Origin of the sequence: Pseudoalteromonas sp. BSi20480 (assembly GCF_000241365.1) — a bacterium.
Taxonomy (GTDB): domain Bacteria; phylum Pseudomonadota; class Gammaproteobacteria; order Enterobacterales; family Alteromonadaceae; genus Pseudoalteromonas; species Pseudoalteromonas marina.
Genome location: NZ_BADX01000031.1, coordinates 1 through 21,151, shown reverse-complemented (window position 1 = coordinate 21,151; position 21,151 = coordinate 1). Strand labels below are relative to the sequence as shown.

Below are 21,151 nucleotides of genomic sequence, written 5' to 3'. Positions count from 1 at the left end.
CTACACTTAATTACTAAATAAAACTATTTGTGTATTTTGATTCATAAAAAAAGCCCTTCAAATGAAGGGCTTTACTACACACAACAATCTATTTATTTAATTTAGCATAGTCTTACTTACACTTAAGCGTAGCTTCATCTGCTTTGTTTGGTACAAATTTTATATCTGATACCGACACAGAGGCTTTACCTGAGCTGCGCAAACTAAATGGACTTGTTAAACTCGCAAAGTTTACGCCTTTATCAGCATAACATTTCAGGTCAATCGATACTGACTGCCATTTACTAAGTAAACTACTATCAACAACGTTAGCTAGGTTAATACTTTCACCACATTCACCCGAACACATTGCAAGTGAAAGCTCATTACCAAGCGCTTGATTCAGCTTTATGTCAAAACTAATTACGCCATTTGCTTCAACATAAGTAATAGTATCTTCAGCAAAGCTCGTTACTATTTCTGCGCTCGCTTTTTCACTACCGTTGAAATTAAACTGACGAGCATCTTCTTGTACAACCTTATCTTCAGTTCGGTATTTTATAGCGCCAAACTCATGGGTACTGCTCGACACATCTAACAATTCATCACCCGATTTTAGCAATAGACGCCATGGCGCAACCGGTGCTCCCACTAAAATATCCATACTGGTTAGTGATAAATTATCTAATTGCGAATTTTCATCTAAATTATCCGCAAGTATATTTTTATCGCCATAGGTTAAACCAAAGCCATACGGTAATAACGGCGAGTAACCTTTATCTCCCTTATTAACCGTTGTTTGAACTGCCGTTTTCGGCCATGAAAAAGAAAGTTTGCCTTTAAAATCGTGGTTAACACTACCGTCGGCTGTTTTTAGTAGCACATCGGCAACACCACCGCCTTCAGTACCAGGTAACCATGCTGCTACAAATGCATCAGACGCATTAAGTTCACTGTTTACCCACATTGGGCGACCAGAAATAAATACAGAAACAACGTTTATTCCTTGCGCTTTTAATGACTTTAACAGCGCTAACGATTTTTTATTGCCGCGCTCAAATTCAAGGTTATCTCTGTCACCATGACCCTCCGCGTAAGGTTCTTCACCAAATACAACAACGGCTACATCGGGTTTTTGCTCAAAAGAGCCATCATCACTGAGTGTAACTTTACCGCCTGCGGCAGTAACTTGCTCTTCTAAGCCTTTATAAATTGACGTGGCTCCTGGAAAGTCAGCATTTTTATTGTTAGTGCCCTGCCAAGTAATACTCCACCCACCAGACTGCTTACCGATATTATCGGCACCGTCACCGGTAATAAGTACATGTTGATTTGGCGAAAGCGGCAATAAGTCATTTTTATTTTTAAGAAGTACGAGTGACTCACGTACTGCTTGTCGTGCTACTTCACGGTGATCTTGTGCGCCAATTAATTCTGTTTTACCTGAATATAAACGGTTTGCTGGACTTGGCTTATCGAATAAACCTGCGCGTAGTTTTACACGCAATACACGTGCAACAGCATCATCAATACGCGCCATGCTAATCTCGCCAGATTTAACTTGGGCTATGGTATTTTCATATAGTGGTTTCCAAGCACCCGTTGGCACCATAAATATATCTAGCCCTGCATTAATAGCTTGTGGGCAGCTTTCGTTGGTACAGCCTTTTATTTGTCCATGTCCATTCCAGTCACCAACAACAAACCCGTCAAAACCCATGCGTGTTTTTAATACATCGGTCAGTAAATATTTATTACCGTGATTTTTAACACCGTTCCAACTGTTAAACGACGCCATTACAGACTGACTACCAGCCGATAACCCACCTACATAACCTTGTGCATGAATATCAAATAACGATTGCTCACTATCGATATTATTACCTTGATCGTCACCATCAACAGTACCGCCATCACCTAAAAAGTGCTTAACAGTACTAATTACCCGTTTATCACTTAAAAAGTCTTCATCGGCTTTACCTTGTAAGCCATTTACAATAGCTGCTGAATACTCACGCACTATTGCAGGGTCTTCAGAATAACCCTCATAGGTTCTACCCCAGCGATCGTCACGCACAACTGCAACGGTTGGCGCAAACACCCAATCAATACCTGTAGCCATAACTTCTACCGCGGTAACAGCTGCAATTTGTTCAATTAGGTCAGGATTATTAGCCGCACCCAAACCAATATTATGTGGAAATAATGTAGCACCAATCACATTATTATGACCATGTACTGCATCTGTTCCCCACATAGTAGGAATTTTGCTACCGTCTATTGAATCATCAATGGACGCTTGATACATTTTTTCAGCAAGGGCAACCCAATCTTGTGGAGTGGCATGTTTATCCCCATTAGGAAACGCCCCTCCACCATTTAAGTAAGAACCAAAACCGTATTTACGCATATCTTCAACGGTAATATCACGTATTTCAGGCTGAATCATTTGCGCTACTTTTTGCTCAAGCGTCATTGAGTTTAAATAACTCACTATTTGTGCTTCTATCTCTGCATCTTTTTTAACCGCAATATTGAGCTTGGGCCATATTTGTTCAGCATTAGCGTGCGCTTTAGCACTATCAGCTTGATTAGTATTGTCGTTTGAACAAGCTGTTAATGTGGTCACTGAAGCAACCAATGTTGCTAATGCAATTTTATTGAGCGTAAAACGTGTGTTCATTATAAAGTCTCCTTAGCTTGAACGGGTTTGCTGCCACTTAAGCCGTAAAATACGATGAATAGATAACATAAAATTGGTAAAGCATACGAAAGTTGAACCCCAACACTATCAGCAAGTGCACCTTGTAAAAGCGGCACAATTGCACCGCCTACAATTGCCAAACACAAAATGCCCGAACCTTGCGCTGTGTGCTTGCCTAAGCCATTTAGTGCAAGGCTAAAAATAGTAGGAAACATAATGGAGTTAAATAATCCAACTAATAATATTGACCACATTGCTAACTGACCAGATGTGCTCATGGCAATAACCACTAAAATAATAGCCATGGTTGCATTAAAACCAAGCACTTTACCGGCGGGAAGTTTTTGTATTACAGCCGCGCCAATAAAACGCCCAACCATTGCACCGCCAAAGTAATAGGTAATGTAATGAGCCGCGACATGTTCTTTTAATCCAGCAATATTTTCTTGCGCTAAAAAGCTAACTAAAAAACTACCAATCGCAACTTCCGCGCCCACATACATAAATATGCCTACCGCACCCAAAACAAGGTGGCGATACTGCCATGCACTCCCTTCAATGGTGTCTGATTTCTCGGCAGCTTCTTTTTGCTCGCTCATAATGTCAGGAAGCTTAAGCCATGCAAACACACCAGCTAATACAATTAGCATTGCAGCAAGCAGCAAGTAAGGAAGTTGAACTGATTCGGCATTTTGCGCCGGTGTTAAAAAAGCATCCGACGCTGAGCCTAGTATTAATAATGCACCAAAAGACGGTGCAACCGTGGTACCAAGCGCATTAAATGCCTGTGTTAATGTCAAACGAGAAGACGCTGTTTTTGCAGGACCTAATAAGCTTACGTATGGGTTTGCAGATACCTGTAATAAAGTAATTCCGCTTGCTAAAACAAACAGCGCAAACAAAAATACAGGATAGTTATGCATTTGTGCCGCTGGATAGAATAATACACACCCAACTGCAGCAATTAGTAACCCGACAACAATGCCGTTTTTATAACCCAGCTTTTTCACAATAAGCCCGCTGGGTATAGACATTAAAAAGTAAGCACCAAAAAAACAAAACTGCACAAGCATAGCCTGCACGTATGTTAAATCGAATACCGCTTTTAAATGCGGGATTAGAATGTCATTTAGGCAGGTAATAAAACCCCACATAAAAAATAGCGTTGTTAACGATGTAAGTGCAAATCCATAATTATTATCGCCTGTGTTTTGCGATTGTGTGTGTGTCGTTGTTGGTGCTGAACTAGCCATGTGCTCTCCGCAATTTATTATTATCGTTAACCTTCTCTGTATTGTTAATAAATTGGCGGCTAAGCCATGCTATTAAAGAGTTGACCTGAAGGTTAATTAACATTAATCTTAAAAATGTAAGCGCTTTCACAGCTAATTAAATACGAACACGTAACATAATTCAACAATTTTTATTTTTTATCAAGTCGAGAGTAAGCTACGAGGCAGTAAATATCGGCGCTAAAAGTGCAATTTAGGTTTTAAAAGGTTTGTAACTAATGACTAAAATATCTTTACCAACTTGTTCACCTCTATTAACAAAAGAGTTTATTTATGGTGTAGCAACAGCGTCTTTCCAAATAGAAGGTGGATCAACTCATCGTCTGCCGTGTATCTGGGATACCTTTTGTGATACTCCAGGTAAAATAGCTGATAACTCAAATGGGCATGTTGCGTGCGATCATTACAATAATTGGAAAAAAGACATAGATTTAATCGAATCATTAGGAGTAGATGCTTACAGACTTTCTATTTCTTGGCCTCGTGTTATTACAAAAAGTGGTGAGCTTAACCCTGAAGGCGTAAAGTTTTACACCGACATCTTAGATGAACTGAAAAAGCGCAATATTAAAGCGTTTGTCACGTTATACCACTGGGATTTACCTCAACACCTTGAAGACGAAGGGGGTTGGTTAAATCGAGAAACAGCTTATGCGTTTGCTCACTATGTTGATTTAATTACTTTTGCATTCGGTGACCGGGTGCATTCATACGCTACCTTAAACGAACCCTTTTGCAGTGCTTTTTTAGGTTACGAAATTGGCATTCATGCGCCAGGGAAAGTGGGTAAACAATACGGGCGCAAAGCCGCCCACCATTTGTTATTAGCACATGGGCTTGCCATGACCGTATTAAAGCAAAACTCACCGACGACTTTAAACGGTATCGTGCTTAATTTTACTCCCTGCTATAGCATCTCTGAAGACCCTGATGACATTGCTGCAACTGCTTTTGCAGATGACTACTTAAACCAGTGGTACATGAAACCCATCATGGATGGTACATACCCAGCAATTATTGAACAATTACCTTCAGCACATCTGCCAGATATTCACGATGGTGACATGGCTATTATTTCGCAATCAATTGATTATTTGGGTATTAACTTTTACACCCGTCAATTTTATAAAGCGCACCCTACTGAAATATATGAGCCAATAGAGCCTACTGGCCCGCTAACCGATATGGGCTGGGAAATTTACCCTAAGTCGTTTACAGAGTTATTAGTCACACTTAACAATACCTATACCCTACCGCCTATTTTTATTACAGAAAATGGCGCAGCGATGCCCGACAGCTATAATAATGGTGAAATCAATGATGTAGATCGACTAGACTACTACAACAGTCACCTAAATGCCGTTCACAATGCAACAGAACAAGGTGTAAGAATTGACGGCTATTTTGCCTGGAGCCTAATGGATAACTTTGAATGGGCAGAAGGTTACTTAAAAAGATTTGGTATAGTTTATGTAGATTACAGCACACAGCAACGTACTATAAAAAATAGTGGCCTAGCCTATAAAGCATTAATCTCAAATAGATAAAAAAACGTATTTATTAACGCAACTAAAAAAACATAAAGCGAGATAAAGCAACCATGGTTAGTGTAAAAGAAAAAATAGCCTACGGATTAGGCGACACCGCCAGTAATATTATTTTCCAAACGGTAATGATGTTCCTAATGCTTTACTATACCGACGTGGTGGGCTTATCCCCCGCCGTTGTTGGTACTATGTTTTTAGCTGTTCGCATTTTTGACGCCGTAACCGACCCCCTAATGGGCAACCTAGCTGATAAAACACATACTCGCTGGGGACATTTTCGCCCTTACCTACTATGGCTTGCGCTCCCTTTTGCCATTATTAGTATTTTAGCGTTTACTACACCAGACTTAGAAGGCACTGACAAAATAATCTATGCCTTTAGCACCTATACCTTACTGATGGTTGCTTACACTGCTATTAATATACCTTATTGCGCACTCGGTGGTGTGTTAACCGCAGACGCAAAAGAACGCGTTACTATTCAATCGTACCGTTTTGTATTTGGGATGCTTGGTGGTGTTATTGTTGCTGGATGCACCATGCCAATGGTTGAATACTTTGGCCAGGGCGATAACGCTAAAGGTTACCAGCTAACCATGACCGCCATGAGTATTTTAGGCCTTGTGCTGTTTTTACTTTGCTTTTTAGGCACCAAAGAACGTATTCAACAACCCAAAGAACAAAACATCCCTTTTGCTAAAAGTATTCAAGCCCTAGTAAAAAACGATCAATGGCGTACCTTGTGTATTGCTGCATTTTTCTTGCTGACTGGCCAAGTGCTTAGGCTAACTCTGGCGGTTTATTACGTCAAATACTACCTCGGTCGGGAAGATTTAATCACTCTATTTATGACCCTAGGTGTAGTTGCTAGTATGATAGGTTGCGCAGTTGCACAGCCGCTAGCTGCGCGTTTTTGCAAAATAAAGGCCTACATCAGTTTACAACTTATCGCTGCAACTATTTGTGGATTTAGCTATTTTATTGGCAGTGAACAACTGGTTCTCGCGTTTGCTGCTTTTATTCTATGGAAATTCTTTTTAGATATGGCGACCCCACTCCTATGGGCAAAAATGGCTGACACCATAGATTATGGTCACGAAGTAACGGGATTACGGATTACGGGCTTAGTTTACTCCGGTGTTATATTTTTTATTAAGATGGGTGTTGCTGTTGGAGGTGCTATCGCAGGTTGGCTATTATCATTTTACAGTTATCAGGCTGATGTGACGCAAACAATGAGTACTCAGCAGGGAATTTTACTGTCGTTTACTGTACTACCAGCCCTAGGTTCCCTTTTTGTAGCATACACAATGAAAAAATATACATTAACTAACCAGGTTGTTGAAAATATTCAATCAAAGCTAACCACAGTCAACAACACTAAGGTATGATTTAGCTGATTAAGTTAAGGGTGAAAGCGAGTCAATAAGTAACATGGCAACAATTTATCAAGTATCAGAGCTTGCAGGTGTATCGTTAGCTACCGTCTCTCGGGTAATGAACAAAAACACAAAAGTAAGTGATAAAACAACTAAAAAAGTACTCGATGCAATGCAAACATTGGGTTACAAACCTAACTCAATAGCCCAATCTTTAGCATCAAACTGCACTAACAGTGTAGGTATTCTAGTATCTGAATTACATGGTCCTTTCTTCGCCCAGATGATGGCGGGGATTGAGTCTGAGCTTAGAGCTGCCGGTAAACACGTTATTATTACAACCGGCCACAGTGAAGAAGATAAAGAAAAAGAAGGCATCGACTTTTTAATTAGTAGGCGCTGCGACGCCATAATTTTGCATGTTGAAGCAGTGACCGACGAATACCTAATATCGCTCAGTAGAGGCACAACGCCTGTTTATTTAATGAGCCGCTACGTCGAAGAACTCAAAGAGCACTGCATTAGCTTAGATAACAAACTAGGCGGTTATTTAGCAACTAAATCGGTGTTAGAACAAGGCCATACCGAAATTGCTTATATTGCAGGCCCTCAGTTTAAGGCCGATGCTGCAAACCGTTTAGCTGGCCATAAACAAGCCCTCGAAGAAGCCAATATTACGTTTGATCCATCGCTCTATTTTGAAGGTGATTTTAACGAAACCGGGGGAAGTTCAGCGCTTGAGCACCTCATTAATAGTAAGCTAAATTTTACAGCTCTTGTGTGCGCAAACGACGAGATGGCCTCAGGTGCGATGAAGTATGCCCGTGAACACGGTTATCACCTACCCAACGATTTATCGATAGTCGGATTTGATAACGTAATATTTGCAAACTACCTCTACCCAACACTAACAACGATTGATAATCCGGTAGCTAAAATGGGTGAAATGGCCGCAAAACTTGTTCTTAAAGACGTATACCAAACAAAAAATATTAAAATAAATCGTTTTTTGTTAACCCACACTAATGCAGCGTGACTCTTCAGCGCCACTAAAATAAAAAAGCGGCTAATGCCGCTTTATTATATTTAACTGCAACGTTTACCGTTACTTTGCAATCCAGGGAGTTACTTTTAATACATTACTAATTTCACCGAACGATTGGCTATCCTCTTCCCAGTTATCGTCAACATCAAAATAACAAATCGATTCCTCGCAGGTTACGTTTTCATCATTAATGCTTATTGGGTTTTTAAAGGTAACCGCCACACCTTTTTGCTCAGGTAATAAAAACCACATTAGCTTACTAACAAAAAAGCCTGACAAATCAGTTAGTAATTCGTCTAGCTCCTCGTTGATGGTATATAGCGCATGTTTTGAGAAAGCTAAATCGTCAAATTCGTTAGCTTCTATTTGTAGCTTTAACTGACAATCATGTTCAGGGTTTTGTGGCTCTATAACAATAACAGCTTTATCTGAATCAAGTTGCTTATCAAAAGGCAACAACAGCTGTGCGCTATCTGTGAAGTTAAGCGGATACTCGTTATTCTCTGTTAAAATGGTTCCGTTTTTTATTGAACATGCCTCGTTAGTTGCAATATCGCTTATATAAAAGTTGACACGGGCATATTGAAAATCCCCTTTATTAACTACTTTTAAACGGTCATAAAAACCATCGTACGACATTACAAACTCTCTGGCATTGGCGCTAAATGCACTAAAGCCCAACAAAAAAAGTAAACTCGCGTAAAAACAACCTGTCATGTATTTATTCATCAAAGTAAGCTCTGTTTTGTCTGATCATCGTATTTAATTCTTCTATATATGCCTCACCTCGCTCAGAGTAAGACATCAAACCATGGGTTAACTTGGTTGCTAATACTGGTTTTTTTTCACGGCGCAGGTTTTCACGTATGCCTCGTAACTCTTTGTAAGCGCCGTGGGTATTTATATTTCTGAAATAAGAGCTTACTGCAGCACGCACCGATTGAAATGCAGCGACTTCGTGTGCTGCGCCAGTGTTACGACGCTTTGGCACCATGCCGCAACCTTTTGAGTAACACCACTGACCAAAAAAATTCAGACCAATTCGCGCAAACCGAGAGGTCCCCCAAGCTGACTCATTTGCAGCTTGCATTAATGCCATTTCTTTAGGAATAATATCAACACGGCGCAAAGCCTGAGTTAGCACAAGTGTGTTAACCGTTTCAGGTAAGCCATATTGTTTAAGGATTTTTACAATATCTTTGTTTTGTTTTTCTTCAAGCGATAGATTGTTTTCAAGCATCATGCGGGCTATTTCTAACTTGGCACGTTGTTGTAATATTTTTTTATTTTCAGCCTCAACATGGGGACGAATAAAATCAAAAAATGCGCGTTTTTTCTCTTTTACATCCGTAAATTCAGAAAATTTAGGCAACGTTACACTATGTAGCGGCTTTTCTTTTTTCTTCACTTTTTTAGGTTGTTCACTGGTGGTTTGATCTGCGCTATCGGTTTCATCACTTTGTACAAACGGGTACGTAAGTGCCCATATAAAAAGGATGGATAACAAAAACTGAAAGATAATCTTAAGCATGTATCGTCTCATTCAAACAACTATTTATGCATGGTACCTACACACGCATACGAACCCTTATTATACCTAAGCAACTATATAAACGCGAATTACAAAAATATGTTCATTCGCAATTTATAAGTGCATGGGTATACTAAACACTAAACAGGTTTAATGGTGGTTTAGCAGTATGGACAAAGTTTGGCAAAGTAGAATAATAGAGCAATATAAACACAGACCTAACGACAACCGATCTCCCTGGCAGGTTGACCGCTCAAGAATTATTCATGCAGCTGCATTTAGACGCTTACAAGCTAAAACACAAATTATGGGGATTGGCCTAAACGACTTTTATCGTACCCGTCTTACTCATTCGTTAGAGGTGTCACAAATTGGCACTGGTATTTTAAGGCACTTAAAGTCACAACATAGTGATTTTAGCCATTTTCCATCAACCGGTTTACTCGAAACACTCTGTTTGGCTCACGATATTGGCCACCCACCATTTGGCCACGGAGGTGAAATTGCTCTTAACTATATGATGCGAGACCATGGCGGCTTTGAAGGAAATGCTCAAACTTTACGAATAGTTGCAAAACTAGAGCCCTACAGTAATGGTTATGGTATGAACCTTACACGCCGTACATTACTCGGGTTTATTAAATACCCAGCATTTATAAACGAGTTGTGGCACACCATACCCGATACGCGTAACTCACGTGCTTTTATCAAAGCCGATGATTGGCGCCCTGCAAAAGGGTTATACCAAGACGACGCACACATATTTGACTGGATTGTTGAACCATTAAGCCAAAACGACAGAACGTTATTAAATACCCACGCAACAATAGATAAACACCGCGCTAAAACACTTTATAAATCCCTCGACAGCGCCATAATGGAACATGCCGACGATATAGCATACGCCGTGCACGATTTAGAAGACGCCATTGCAACCCGTGTTTTGACATTAGATGACTGGCAAACGCACGCACTTCCTCACTTGCAAGCGCTAAATTTTGAGTGGCTTAATACCTTGCTTGAAACGTTAACATCTCGACTATTTTCAAAAAATGATTTTGAACGAAAAGACGCCATAGGTGAGCTGGTAAACACCTTCATTATTCACATTCATCTAGACATACAAAACGAAGCATTTGAATGCCCTATTTTAAAATACACTGCTAAGTTGCACCCGGAGTATGAAAACGTACTACACATACTCAAGCACTTTGTATTTCAACGCTTAATTCGCGACCCTGAAATGCAACAGATTGAGTTTAAAGGGCAAAACCTACTGATTGAATTATTTACAGCGTTTGCAAGCGATCCGCTTCGTTTGTTACCCGAAACAACGCAAGCGCAATATATTGAGGCTCAAAAACATAACCAAGGCATGCGCATTATTTGTGACTACTTAAGTGGTATGAGTGATGAATACGCATATAAAACTTATCAGCGGTTATTTTTGCCTGCGCAGTAGTCAACAAACAGGTTTTTGGCTCCAAAATAAAGTTAATAAAAAAGCCGAGTAAATTTACTCGGCTTTTGTATTTTAAAATAAGGTAACGTTAACGCGTTTTATAGCTCTTTAACACCCATGTTATATAGCGTAAAACCAAACATATCTGCGTATAAATCTATAACCTTGCTGGTTGGTGTGCCCGCACCATGACCCGCATTTGTTTCAATACGAATAAGTGTAGGGTTATTTCCAGCCTGCTTAGCTTGTAATTCAGCAGCAAATTTAAATGAATGAGATGGCACCACACGATCATCGTGATCACCGGTTGTTACCATAGTGGCAGGATATTCAACGCCCGCTTTAACGTTATGCAATGGCGAGTAAGCTTTTATATATTCAAACATTTCTTTACTTTGCTCACTAGTACCGTAGTCGTATGCCCAACCAGCGCCCGCTGTAAATGTATGGTAACGCAGCATATCAAGTACGCCTACCGCTGGTAATGCAACTTGAAATAAGTCAGGTCGCTGCGTCATCACCGCACCTACTAATAAACCACCATTTGAACCACCGCGCAGTGCTAAACGCTTTTTAGAGGTGTACTTTTTATCTTTTAAGTACTCTGCCGCGGCAATAAAGTCGTCAAACACGTTTTGTTTTTGCATTTTTGTACCAGCGTTATGCCAGTCTTTACCGTATTCACCACCACCACGAATATTAGCAACGGCATACACCCCACCTTGCTCAAGCCAAAGCGCATTAATAGGGCTAAAGCTTGGTGTTAAACTTGCGTTAAAACCACCGTAACCGTATAAGATGGTTGGGTTTGAACCGTCTAATTTTATACCCGTTTTATAAGTGATGATCATCGGCACTTTTGTACCGTCTTTTGAGGTATAAAAAACTTGCTCAGAGGTGTAATCATTACTGTTGAAATCGATTGCCGATTCACGATAAACCTTTGACTCGCCTGAGCTTACATCAAACGAAAAAGTAGTCCCTGGAGTTTTATAGTTAGTAAACGAGTAATAAAGCGTTGATTGATCTTTTTTACCACGAAAACCACGTGCACTCCCTACGCCTGGTAAATTAATTTCACGTATTAACTCACCTTGCTTATTATATTGTTTAACATGCGAAATGGCATCAACCATGTAATTAGCAAAAAAAGTATCTCCGCCTTTACTTAGGCTAAGAACGTTATCGGTTTCTGATATAAAGTCGACCCAATTTTCAGGCGCTGGGTTATTTGCATTTACCGTGACCACTTTTTTATTGGGTGCGTTTAAATTTGTAACTAAGTAAAGCTTTTCGCCGTCGTTATCAATTACAGAAGTATCTGAATCTGAGTTACCAACAACAGTAACAAAATCACTATTTTCTTTACTTAAGTCTTTTATAAAAAGTTTGTTTCCAGACGTTGAAACACTGGCAGAAATTAGCAAGTACTTGCCATCATCTGTTACATCGGCGCCAACGTAACGATGCTTTTGCGCCTCGCTGTCGCCAAATACAACACGATCGTCATCCTGCGATGTACCCAAAGCATGATAATACACTTTATGTTGATCTGTTTTAGCCGACAGCTCACTACCTTTTGGCTTGTCGTAGCTAGAGTAGTAAAATCCTTCATTACCTAGCCAATCAATACCACTAAATTTCACATCAACTAAAGCTTGCTCTACTTGCTCTTTAGTCGTTGTATTAATAACGATAATTTTACGCCAATCACTGCCACCTTCAGAAACTTGATACGCTAATAAACTACCATCTTTAGAAAACGATAAACCCGACATAGACGTTGTACCGTCGTCGCTAAATTTATTAGGATCTAAAAATACCTCTGGCGCTTCACCACCTTTGCTGCGGTATAAAACATATTGATTTTGCAAGCCATCGTTTTTGTAAAAGTAGGTGTAGCCGCCCTCTTCAAATGGCGCACCTATTTTTTCGTAATTCATCAGCTTTTCAAGGCGCTCTTTGAGCTTGTTTCTGTAAGGGATTTGTTCTAAGTATGAAAAAGTAGCCGTATTTTGCGCTTTTACCCAATCAGCAGTCTCTGCACTCATATCGTCTTCTAACCAACGATAAGGATCGGCCACGTTTTCTCCAAAATAGGTATCAACTACATCCCCTGTTTTGGTTTCGGGATACACGACTGAGTTAACTTGATTCATAGATGATTTTACTTCTTTTTGATCTGATGTATTGGTTGGCTCTGAACAGCCACTGAGTGCCAATAATACAGCACAGGCAAGAGTACGTTTAAGTAACATAATGTGTGTTCTTTTTATTTATTAAGTAGTAGTAATAACTTATGAGTTTTTTAAGCTTATGTCTATTAAGATGCGTTAAGTGCCATTTATCGCTGTAAACAAGTGTAAACTTACGCTTTAATAGTAAAAACATACAATAAAAATAAAGACGTGATTTATGAAAAAAAAAGAGCCCAGTTTCAACAGTTTTAAAGTACTTTTTACCCTTATTATTTAAAGGAGCATCGCAACGTAACCTGCAGGCGTTTGCATTTTATAGGTAGCTTATTAGTACTTATGGTTATTATTACCGCATTATTAAGTCAAAAATTTGCGCTATTGTGGCTGCTACCCATTATTGGCTATGGCTTTGCGTGGGTTGGGCATTTCTTTTTTGAAAAAAACCGACCAGCTACATTTAAACACCCATTTTATAGTTTGTGGGGAGACTGGGTTATGTTTAAAGATATATTAACCGGAAAAATAAAATTTTAATAAATTAATAAAGTTACTCGCACCAAAAAGCCACCTTAATTAGGTGGCTTTTTGGTGCGAGTAACGTGGGTATTTAACGCTATACCACTTTAGTTAACCATCCATGTTTATCTTCGCTTTTACCCCATTGAATGTCGTTCAATGCTTGTCGCAGACGTGCAGTAGTTGGCCCAGGCTCTCCTGTGCCTACTTTATATTCTTTATCGTTATGAATAAACGTTCCCACTGGCGTTAATACCGCAGCAGTACCTGAAAGCGCAGCCTCTGTGCCTGGTTTTTCAGCACGCTCTAAAAGTTCAGTCACTGTAAAATTACGTTCGCTCACAGTCATGCCTAAATCTTTAGCAATCGTTAAAATACTATTACGCGTCACGCCGTGTAAAAAGGTGGAGTCGAGCGCTTTGGTTATAATTTCGTTGCCATCAATCAAAATAAAGTTTGCAGCGCCCGTTTCTTGTACATCACCACCTGGGCAAAATAATATTTGATCTGCTTGATACTGTTTACGTGCAGCGCTAATTGGGCCAAGCGCACTGGCGTAGTTACCGCCGCTTTTAACCATGCCCATATGAGGTGCACAGCGCATACCATCTTCTTCAAGTAACACACGTAATGCCGTAGCACCACCAGCAAAATAATCACCTACTGGCGAAAGTAAAGTGTACAACAATGAGCTCATTGAAGGAGCTGCCGCTTTACCAATTGCCGCTTCTGTGCCTATATGTGTTGGGCGAATATACATAGAGCCAGGCGGTAATGGGGTTTCATCGGCATATTGGCGAACAATATCAATAATCATCGTTTTAAGCATATCGCCATCAAAACTTGGTAAGCTTAAAAGTGCAGAGCTTTGCTGCATACGTGCTATGTTTGCATCCATTCTAAAAATATAAACAGACCCATCTTCATGACGAAATGCTTTTAAGCCCTCAAAACAGGTGCTTGAATAATGAAGAACGTGTGCTCCAGCATGAAACTCAAGCTTATCGCATGGAACAACTGAGGTTTCGCTCCATTGATTATCTGAAAAACGAGCTTGAATCATCTGTGGCATAAACACAGTACCAAATGCGGCCATTTTTTATCTCTCTTGTGTGGTCTATTTTTCTCCATTGTATGACAATCACGCATCAATTAACCATAGCTAAAGTAACGGATTTTTAATTAACAATAAGAAAAAACCAAACGCACTGTATGTTTATTAAGCACAACAGCAAAAAACCGGCATATGCGCTTACACATGCCGGTTTATGTTTTAGCTTTTAAAGCGCTTAATGCACCCTATCACTATTTAAATGAGTATCTAATAATTCGCTTTAACACCGAGCCGTATTGTTTAAAAAATCCGCCAGTGTGGTAATCAATCCCGTGCTTTTGCATAACGGCCTGTACCTGAGGTGCCACCTCTTGATATCGCGACGACGGCATATCAGGAAATAAGTGGTGCTCAATCTGGCAGCTCAAATGGCCCGTTAAAATATGAAACCAGTTTGCCCCTTTGATATTAGACGAGCCTAATACTTGACGATAATACCACTGGCCTTGGGTTTCGTTTACGCAGTCTTGTTCTTTGAATGTTTCGGTTTCTTCGGTAAAGTGGCCACAAAATATAATTGTCGATGTCCATAAGTTACGAAGCAAATTTGCCACTAAATTACCCGCTAACACCCATAAAAACAGTGGACCTGCAAGTAATGGGAAGATCACATAATCTTTAATTAACTGGCGAGCACCTTTACTAAAAAAACGCTGCTTTAAAGTAGCATGCGATACACCCCCTTCACGATTTTCTTTCTTTTTACCTATAAAAACACGCTCTGCTGCCAGCTCATGGTATGACACCCCCCACTGAAACAAGACACTTAAATTTATGTAAGTAAAAAACTGCCACACATTTTTAAAACGCCACTTAAAATCATCACTCAAACGTAACAACCCGTAGCCAAAATCACGGTCTTTTCCAATAATGTTAGTGTATGTGTGGTGCTCAAAATTGTGAACACGATGCCAGCTTTGGCCATCGCAGGCTATGTCCCATTCGTATTGCTGAGAGTTAAGCTGTTTGTCGTTCATCCAATCGTATTGACCATGCATAACATTGTGGCCAATTTCCATATTATCGAGAATTTTAGCCAAAGCCAGTAACAAAACACCGGCAACCCAAAGTAAAGGCTGAATAAATCCAAGCATTAATAGTATTCGCCCACTCCACTCACATAGTCTTTGCTTTCGAACGACAGAGCGAATATAGTCAGCATCTTTTTGTCCTACTTTAGCAAGCGTATTCATTTTTATAGTATCTAAATCGCTTGCAAGCTGATCAAAGTTTATGTTTTTCATAATTGTAACTCCAAGTCACTCACAGGTTGGCTTATACAAAGTTGGATTAATTGCTCACCGTTGTCTGACATTTCACCTGTTTTTAAATTACGTACTATTCCCGACTTTTTAATACATTGGCACTGATGGCAAATACCAATTCCGCAGCCACGCTTTACCGGTAATTTTTTAACTTCAAACTGGCTAAGTAGTACATCATTTCCTTCAACTATATGGGCTTGGCTGTTCACCTTCACAGTAAACTGATCTTCATTGTTTACTTTGGGTAACGCTAAACCAAATGCCTCTTGGTAATAATTAAGATCATGTTTTTGAGCAAACGCTTGTACTGTTTGCATAAACCCTAGCGGCCCACAGCAATATATATCTGGATTGTCCCAATGTTTAATATTGCTAGTAATGTCGCTCGACTGCTCACGAGTTAATAATAAAAATGAAAAATGACTAAATTGTGTGGCTAATTCACGCAACTCATCAACACATTGATGTTCGCCCGATTTTGCGTAATACACTAAATTTATTGCTTTGGTTGTTTGCGCTAAATAATCGTCAAGCATTGCTAGCATCGGCGTTATACCAGATCCACCAGCTATTAATGTGGCAGGAGTATGTGTATTTTTAAATACAAACTCACCCGTTGCAGCAGATATGTTGCACCATGTTCCCGCTTTTGCTTTGTTATTTAATAAACCGGTAAATCGTCCTTGTTCGCTTGTTTTAATTAACAAGCGTATAAATCCCGTTTCGTTGAAATATTTAACGCTTGAAGCAATTGTAAAAACGCGCGTCAATAATCGTCCATTCATTTCAATGGTCAAACTAACATGCTGCCCTGCGGTATGTGCGAGCCATTGTTTGCTTGGTTTTAGCTTCAAACTCAAAAATTCACCATTTAATGATTCTGAACTCATTAGTTGCGCTCTAAATTGCCCTGCACGCCAAGCAGGTTTAAACACTTGCATTATTGGCTCTATGTAGCCTGCAAACGTTTGATGGTGTAAAAACCACGTTGAAAATTGGTTTAATGCCTGCGTAAACATTGTAATAAAATCTCTATATTGGTTTATTGCTCAATGGTTTGCACGAACTGGGTGTTAGCACAAATCAGAACCCTCACTATTTGAGCATACAAGTGTACGCTCAAACTTCAGCGCACAAGTGTACGCTGAAAATTCAAGTTTTCAACCCTAATAGAGTGTTTATTCCATTATTTTTGTTAAAAACTACGAACAAAAAACAAACTAAACTCAATTTATAAACGTATTTCAAAACTAAATAAAATATAAAAAGTACTTTACTGAGTGAGCTAACTATTTCTAATACTGTGTGAGTGATATATGTAACTAGCTAAAATTAAAGAATTTTCACTTATCGCAACGCTTAGCAAATTTTTACAGCTCGTGCTAACGTAAACCTAATTTGATTAATTTTGGAAAATAACATGCTCAATATAAAATCAAAAAAATATACACATTCTTTTAAGGGTGCCGTGCTAACAGCCGCTTTATTGACGCTGCCTACAATGTCAGTAAATGCAGTTGATTTTAAAAAGCTGCCGAGTTTGCCGCTTAATGTAAAAGCAGTAGACGTTGCAGAAGGTGTAAGTATTCCTTGGGCAATCGAAGCACTATCAAATGGTGATTTATTAATTACAGAGCGAGGTGGAAAACTATTTTTATTACGTAAAAACACCTCAACGCTTATTCAAGTAAAAGGATTGCCCGATATAGATGCTAACGGCCAAGGCGGTTTACTTGATTTAGCACTGCATACCGATAATAAAAACAGTCAATGGCTTTACCTTACTTACTCAAGCGCTGAAGGCAAAGGCAGTGGTAGTAACACTGCATTAATGCGCGCAAAATTAAGTGATGATCATACTCAGCTATTAGAGCCGCACGTTTTATACAAAGGTGAGCATAACAGTACAAAAGGTCAGCACTACGGCAGTCGTATTGTATTTGATAAACAAGGTTATGTTTATTTTTCGATCGGGGATCGTGGCTCGCGCGACCTAAACCCGCAAGATCTTAGCCGTGATGGGGGCAAAATTTATCGTCTTCATTTAGATGGCCGTATTCCAACAGATAATCCCTTTGTTAAACAAACAGACGCTAAACACGCTGTTTGGTCTTACGGACATCGAAACCCGCAGGGTATGTGGTTTGACGCTGAAAATAATCGTCTTTGGGCTCATGAGCATGGCCCCCGAGGCGGCGACGAACTTAATTTAATAAAATCAGGATTAAACTACGGATGGCCAGTAGTTAGCTATGGCGTAAATTATAGCGGCACGTCGTTTACAGACCTGCAAACAAAAGACGGCATGCAATCGCCAACATCACAATGGACTCCATCTATAGCACCATCAGATATGCTATTCGTCACCAGCGACAAATACCCTAAATTAAAAGGTAAAGTGTTGTTATCGTCTATGAAGTTTTCGTTTTTAAGCGCACTTACGCTTGAAAACGATACACTAAAAAGCCAAGAAAAAATATTAGAGGGCATTGGCCGCGTAAGAAGTTTAGCGCAAGGGGATGATGGTTACATTTACTTAGGCCTAGATGGCCAAGGTATTAAACGCCTAGAGCCTGAGCTATAAAACCGTTTAGTAACCGCAGCATAGCAAATAATTCGTTTACCTTGTTTTAATTTAACAAGGTAAATGCCTTTCTGCTAAAAGAACTTTTTATCGCTTTGTAGCGTATGGTAGTCCAATCACTTTTATAAAATTAAGCGAGTCCCATGTTTTCGATATTCAAATCAGACCCTACAAAAAAGTTACGTAAAGAGTACGACGCCAAATTAGAGCAAGGCATGCAAGCTCAGCGTAAAGGCGACATTAAAAGCTACGCCATGCTAAGCGAAGAAGCCGAAAAAATTTGGAGTGAAATAGAAGCGCTTGAAGCAAAAAAATCCAAATAAATTCGTATTAAACGTGTTTGCCCGTTTCAAAAGCAGGTAGGCGCGTTTAGCAATTATTCATCACCTCCTTTTTACAGCTACCTCCCGCAAAAAACCTACCTTTATAATAGCCTTACACAAATAATTGTATTTAAAGTAGTTACTTATATTACCGTTGCCATTTTTTAGAGGTGGTAAAATGGTTTAAAAAAGCCTTTAGTTTTCATTTTAAATTTTTAATGACTGCATTTACTAAAGCGATGGCGTTTTTCCTCCTAAGTCAGAAAGTGAGGACACTTTCCCCTTTTCTGCCTGTTGTTAATTAACAGCCCGACTTAAAGTTTAATACTCGCAATGTGTTACAGGATTTGTTATTAATATTAAAAATAAATAAGAGGACATACATTGCTCATTAAAAGAGGAAAGTGTCCTCTGATAAAGTTGTTAGAAGCCCTCTGGGGCTAGAGCAATACCAAACTAAGGATTCAAATTGAATATAGTTAAAATTCAGGAACAACTTGATTCTAATAGAAGGTCAGTCGCATTCGATAGCTATGACATTACTTTAAAGCAATTATATGACATGGTACTTGAAGAGATGATCGATATTGCCCCCGAGTATCAGCGTCACTTTGTGTGGGATGCAAAAAGACAATCGGCATTAATTGAGTCATTGTTTCTTGGGATACCCATACCAAGTTTATTTATGGCTTCTAACAAAGATGCTTCTTGGGAAGTTATTGATGGGCTTCAAAGGCTTACTACGATATTGAACTTTATTGGAAATGATGAAGAGCTTAAAGATATCTCGATAAAGCATGAAAAGCTGGAATTGACTGGACTTGAAAAGCTGGAGTCTATGAATGGACTTCATTTCAATGACTTGCCAAAATCCATGCAGTTTATGCTACAAACTCGGCCATTAAGAATAACAGTATTAAACGATCGCAGTGATTTCAATGTGAGATATGATCTCTTTGAAAGATTAAATACTGGCGGTGTTACCCTACATGAACAAGAAATTAGGAATTGTGTTTATATAGGTCCGTTTAATGATTTCTTAAAAGAGCTTTCCGAAAATGAAGACTTTAGAGCTGTGGTTAAAATGACAGCAAACTCAGAACGTAGTGGAAGTTACGAAGAGCTAGTCCTGAGGTTTTTTGCTTACCATGAAAATGCAGAACAGTTTGTTCATAGTGTTAAAGGTTTCTTAAACGACTATATGGAGCAAAAAACTGAAAAATTCAAAGATAAAGACAGAAAAGAATTAAAGAAATTATTTTTAGACACATTTGAGGCATTAAAAGATAATTTACCTGATGGTATCGTTCGCGGAGCAAGAAAAAATATCACGCCTGTAGTCCTCTATGAAGCGATATCAGTTGGATGTGCCAAAGCTATTACAAGTAATCGACAAGTTGACCTAACAAAGCTGGAAGATTTACTAAATGATCAGGAAGTTAAGAAAGCGACGACTGGGGCAACAAATAGTAAAAAAATGGTTTTAAAACGCATAAATATTGTCAAGGACACTCTTCTCAATGACATTTGATATTGTGCGAGCAAATTCACGAGAAAGATTTAGTGAAGTACAGATTAACCTTAACTACATAGAGTCTATTGAACCAGCAGGAGAAGCTACACCCGAAGTTAAGGTATTAAGAGGTTTGTACTATGTACACTTATACTCTGCGCTAGAAAAGGCTTTAAACGAAACTGTTGAGCAGGCAATACTCTTAATAAAGAGTAAAAATATTAAAAACCTGCATTTCGCGACTCCATTTAATGTAATTTCATTAAATTCAAAAATGCAAAGTTTTAAACAATGTGGCTACAAAGATTATTTTGATAAATCTTCAGAGGTATTTGAAAGTATAAATTCTGAAGAGGTCTTTGATATAAGTAATACCATTTTCTCTCAGAACCTACAAAATGTATGGTTTAAAACAATCCAAAATACAATAAGAAGTTTTGGTGCTGCTCCTATTCAAGTTGAGCCTAGAGTCAAGTTAACTATTGATGAGGTGGTCGATAAACGGAATGCAGTTGCTCACGGTAGAGAAACTCCAACGGTTATTGGTGAGCGCCACCGTGTTAATGTTCTGAGAACTAAAACTCAAGAAATACAGTTAGTAATAGAGCAAGTGATCTCTACATTTGAAGATTACATTGCTAACTATGAGTTTCTTAAAGCTACATATGTTCAAGAGTATAGCGCGGGATAAAGGGCTTC

15 protein-coding genes and 2 pseudogenes are annotated in these 21,151 nt (G+C 39.2%); 9 read left to right on the top strand and 8 right to left on the bottom strand.

The genetic code is table 11. The features are described 5' to 3' along the window. Nucleotides 1-112: 112 nt before the first annotated feature. On the bottom strand, nucleotides 113-2,662 hold the full coding sequence (locus P20480_RS14320; RefSeq protein ID WP_008127447.1) for a glycoside hydrolase family 3 protein: 2,550 nt from the start codon (nucleotides 2,660-2,662) through the stop codon (nucleotides 113-115). Beyond that, the gene (locus P20480_RS14325) at nucleotides 2,662-3,936 is read right to left on the bottom strand and encodes a sugar MFS transporter (protein ID WP_008127445.1); all 1,275 of its coding nucleotides are present in this window, start codon (nucleotides 3,934-3,936) and stop codon (nucleotides 2,662-2,664) included. The genes P20480_RS14320 and P20480_RS14325 overlap by 1 nt, the downstream gene beginning before the upstream one ends. A 257-nt stretch (nucleotides 3,937-4,193) precedes the next feature. Here P20480_RS14325 and P20480_RS14330 point away from each other — a divergent pair, with 257 nt between their 5' ends. The 3 genes and pseudogenes from P20480_RS14330 to P20480_RS14340 all read left to right on the top strand — a co-directional run bounded on the left by P20480_RS14330 (nucleotide 4,194) and on the right by P20480_RS14340 (nucleotide 7,959). After that, nucleotides 4,194-5,522, top strand: a complete 1,329-nt coding sequence (locus tag P20480_RS14330; protein ID WP_008127443.1) for a GH1 family beta-glucosidase — start codon at nucleotides 4,194-4,196, stop codon at nucleotides 5,520-5,522. A 53-nt stretch (nucleotides 5,523-5,575) separates the two neighbouring features. Next, nucleotides 5,576-6,913: a glycoside-pentoside-hexuronide (GPH):cation symporter gene (locus tag P20480_RS14335; protein WP_008127441.1), complete on the top strand. Its 1,338-nt coding sequence runs from the start codon at nucleotides 5,576-5,578 to the stop codon at nucleotides 6,911-6,913. Nucleotides 6,914-6,956: 43 nt separating this feature from the next. Further along, nucleotides 6,957-7,959, top strand: a pseudogene (locus tag P20480_RS14340) (LacI family DNA-binding transcriptional regulator). A gap of 47 nt (nucleotides 7,960-8,006) precedes the next feature. On the opposite strand, the gene P20480_RS14345 reads toward P20480_RS14340, so the two are convergent. Next, nucleotides 8,007-8,675, bottom strand: coding sequence for a DUF2987 domain-containing protein (locus P20480_RS14345; RefSeq protein WP_033025028.1), 669 nt, complete (start codon nucleotides 8,673-8,675; stop codon nucleotides 8,007-8,009). Then, nucleotides 8,668-9,477, bottom strand: coding sequence for a glucosaminidase domain-containing protein (locus tag P20480_RS14350; protein WP_008127435.1), 810 nt, complete (start codon nucleotides 9,475-9,477; stop codon nucleotides 8,668-8,670). Before P20480_RS14350 ends, P20480_RS14345 begins: the two co-directional genes overlap by 8 nt. 169 nt (nucleotides 9,478-9,646) lie before the next feature. On the opposite strand from P20480_RS14350, the gene P20480_RS14355 reads away from it, so the two are divergent. Next, nucleotides 9,647-10,939 (top strand): anti-phage deoxyguanosine triphosphatase, encoded by a 1,293-nt coding sequence (locus P20480_RS14355; protein WP_008127433.1) that lies wholly within the window; start codon nucleotides 9,647-9,649, stop codon nucleotides 10,937-10,939. A 98-nt stretch (nucleotides 10,940-11,037) separates the two neighbouring features. On the opposite strand, the gene P20480_RS14360 is transcribed toward P20480_RS14355, so the two are convergent. Further along, nucleotides 11,038-13,197 (bottom strand): prolyl oligopeptidase family serine peptidase, encoded by a 2,160-nt coding sequence (locus P20480_RS14360; protein WP_008127431.1) that lies wholly within the window; start codon nucleotides 13,195-13,197, stop codon nucleotides 11,038-11,040. A 157-nt stretch (nucleotides 13,198-13,354) separates the two neighbouring features. Here P20480_RS14360 and P20480_RS17675 point away from each other — a divergent pair. Then, nucleotides 13,355-13,671 (top strand): annotated as a pseudogene (locus tag P20480_RS17675) (Mpo1-like protein). Nucleotides 13,672-13,750: 79 nt separating this feature from the next. Here the strand turns inward: P20480_RS17675 and P20480_RS14365 are convergent. The 3 genes from P20480_RS14365 to P20480_RS14375 all read right to left on the bottom strand — a co-directional run bounded on the left by P20480_RS14365 (nucleotide 13,751) and on the right by P20480_RS14375 (nucleotide 17,051). Continuing rightward, nucleotides 13,751-14,749 carry a branched-chain amino acid aminotransferase gene (locus P20480_RS14365; protein ID WP_008127425.1) on the bottom strand — a complete coding sequence of 333 codons (999 nt, stop codon included), beginning with the start codon at nucleotides 14,747-14,749 and terminating at the stop codon, nucleotides 13,751-13,753. Nucleotides 14,750-14,958: 209 nt separating this feature from the next. Further along, nucleotides 14,959-16,011 (bottom strand): fatty acid desaturase family protein, encoded by a 1,053-nt coding sequence (locus tag P20480_RS14370; protein ID WP_008127423.1) that lies wholly within the window; start codon nucleotides 16,009-16,011, stop codon nucleotides 14,959-14,961. Next, complete coding sequence (locus P20480_RS14375) at nucleotides 16,008-17,051, bottom strand: ferredoxin reductase (RefSeq protein ID WP_008127421.1); 1,044 nt, start codon at nucleotides 17,049-17,051, stop codon at nucleotides 16,008-16,010. The genes P20480_RS14370 and P20480_RS14375 overlap by 4 nt, the downstream gene beginning before the upstream one ends. A 401-nt stretch (nucleotides 17,052-17,452) precedes the next feature. Here P20480_RS14375 and P20480_RS14380 point away from each other — a divergent pair, with 401 nt between their 5' ends. The 4 genes from P20480_RS14380 to P20480_RS14395 all read left to right on the top strand — a co-directional run bounded on the left by P20480_RS14380 (nucleotide 17,453) and on the right by P20480_RS14395 (nucleotide 21,143). Next, a complete protein-coding gene (locus P20480_RS14380) occupies nucleotides 17,453-18,616 on the top strand; it encodes a PQQ-dependent sugar dehydrogenase (protein WP_008127420.1) in 1,164 nt (387 codons plus the stop codon). A 143-nt stretch (nucleotides 18,617-18,759) separates the two neighbouring features. Further along, a complete protein-coding gene (locus tag P20480_RS14385; protein WP_008127419.1) occupies nucleotides 18,760-18,939 on the top strand; it encodes a DUF6435 family protein in 180 nt (59 codons plus the stop codon). A 469-nt stretch (nucleotides 18,940-19,408) separates the two neighbouring features. Next, nucleotides 19,409-20,470, top strand: coding sequence for a GmrSD restriction endonuclease domain-containing protein (locus P20480_RS14390; protein WP_008127418.1), 1,062 nt, complete (start codon nucleotides 19,409-19,411; stop codon nucleotides 20,468-20,470). Continuing rightward, on the top strand, nucleotides 20,460-21,143 hold the full coding sequence (locus tag P20480_RS14395) for an MAE_28990/MAE_18760 family HEPN-like nuclease (protein WP_008127416.1): 684 nt from the start codon (nucleotides 20,460-20,462) through the stop codon (nucleotides 21,141-21,143). The genes P20480_RS14390 and P20480_RS14395 overlap by 11 nt, the downstream gene beginning before the upstream one ends. The last annotated feature ends 8 nt before the right edge of the window (nucleotides 21,144-21,151 follow it).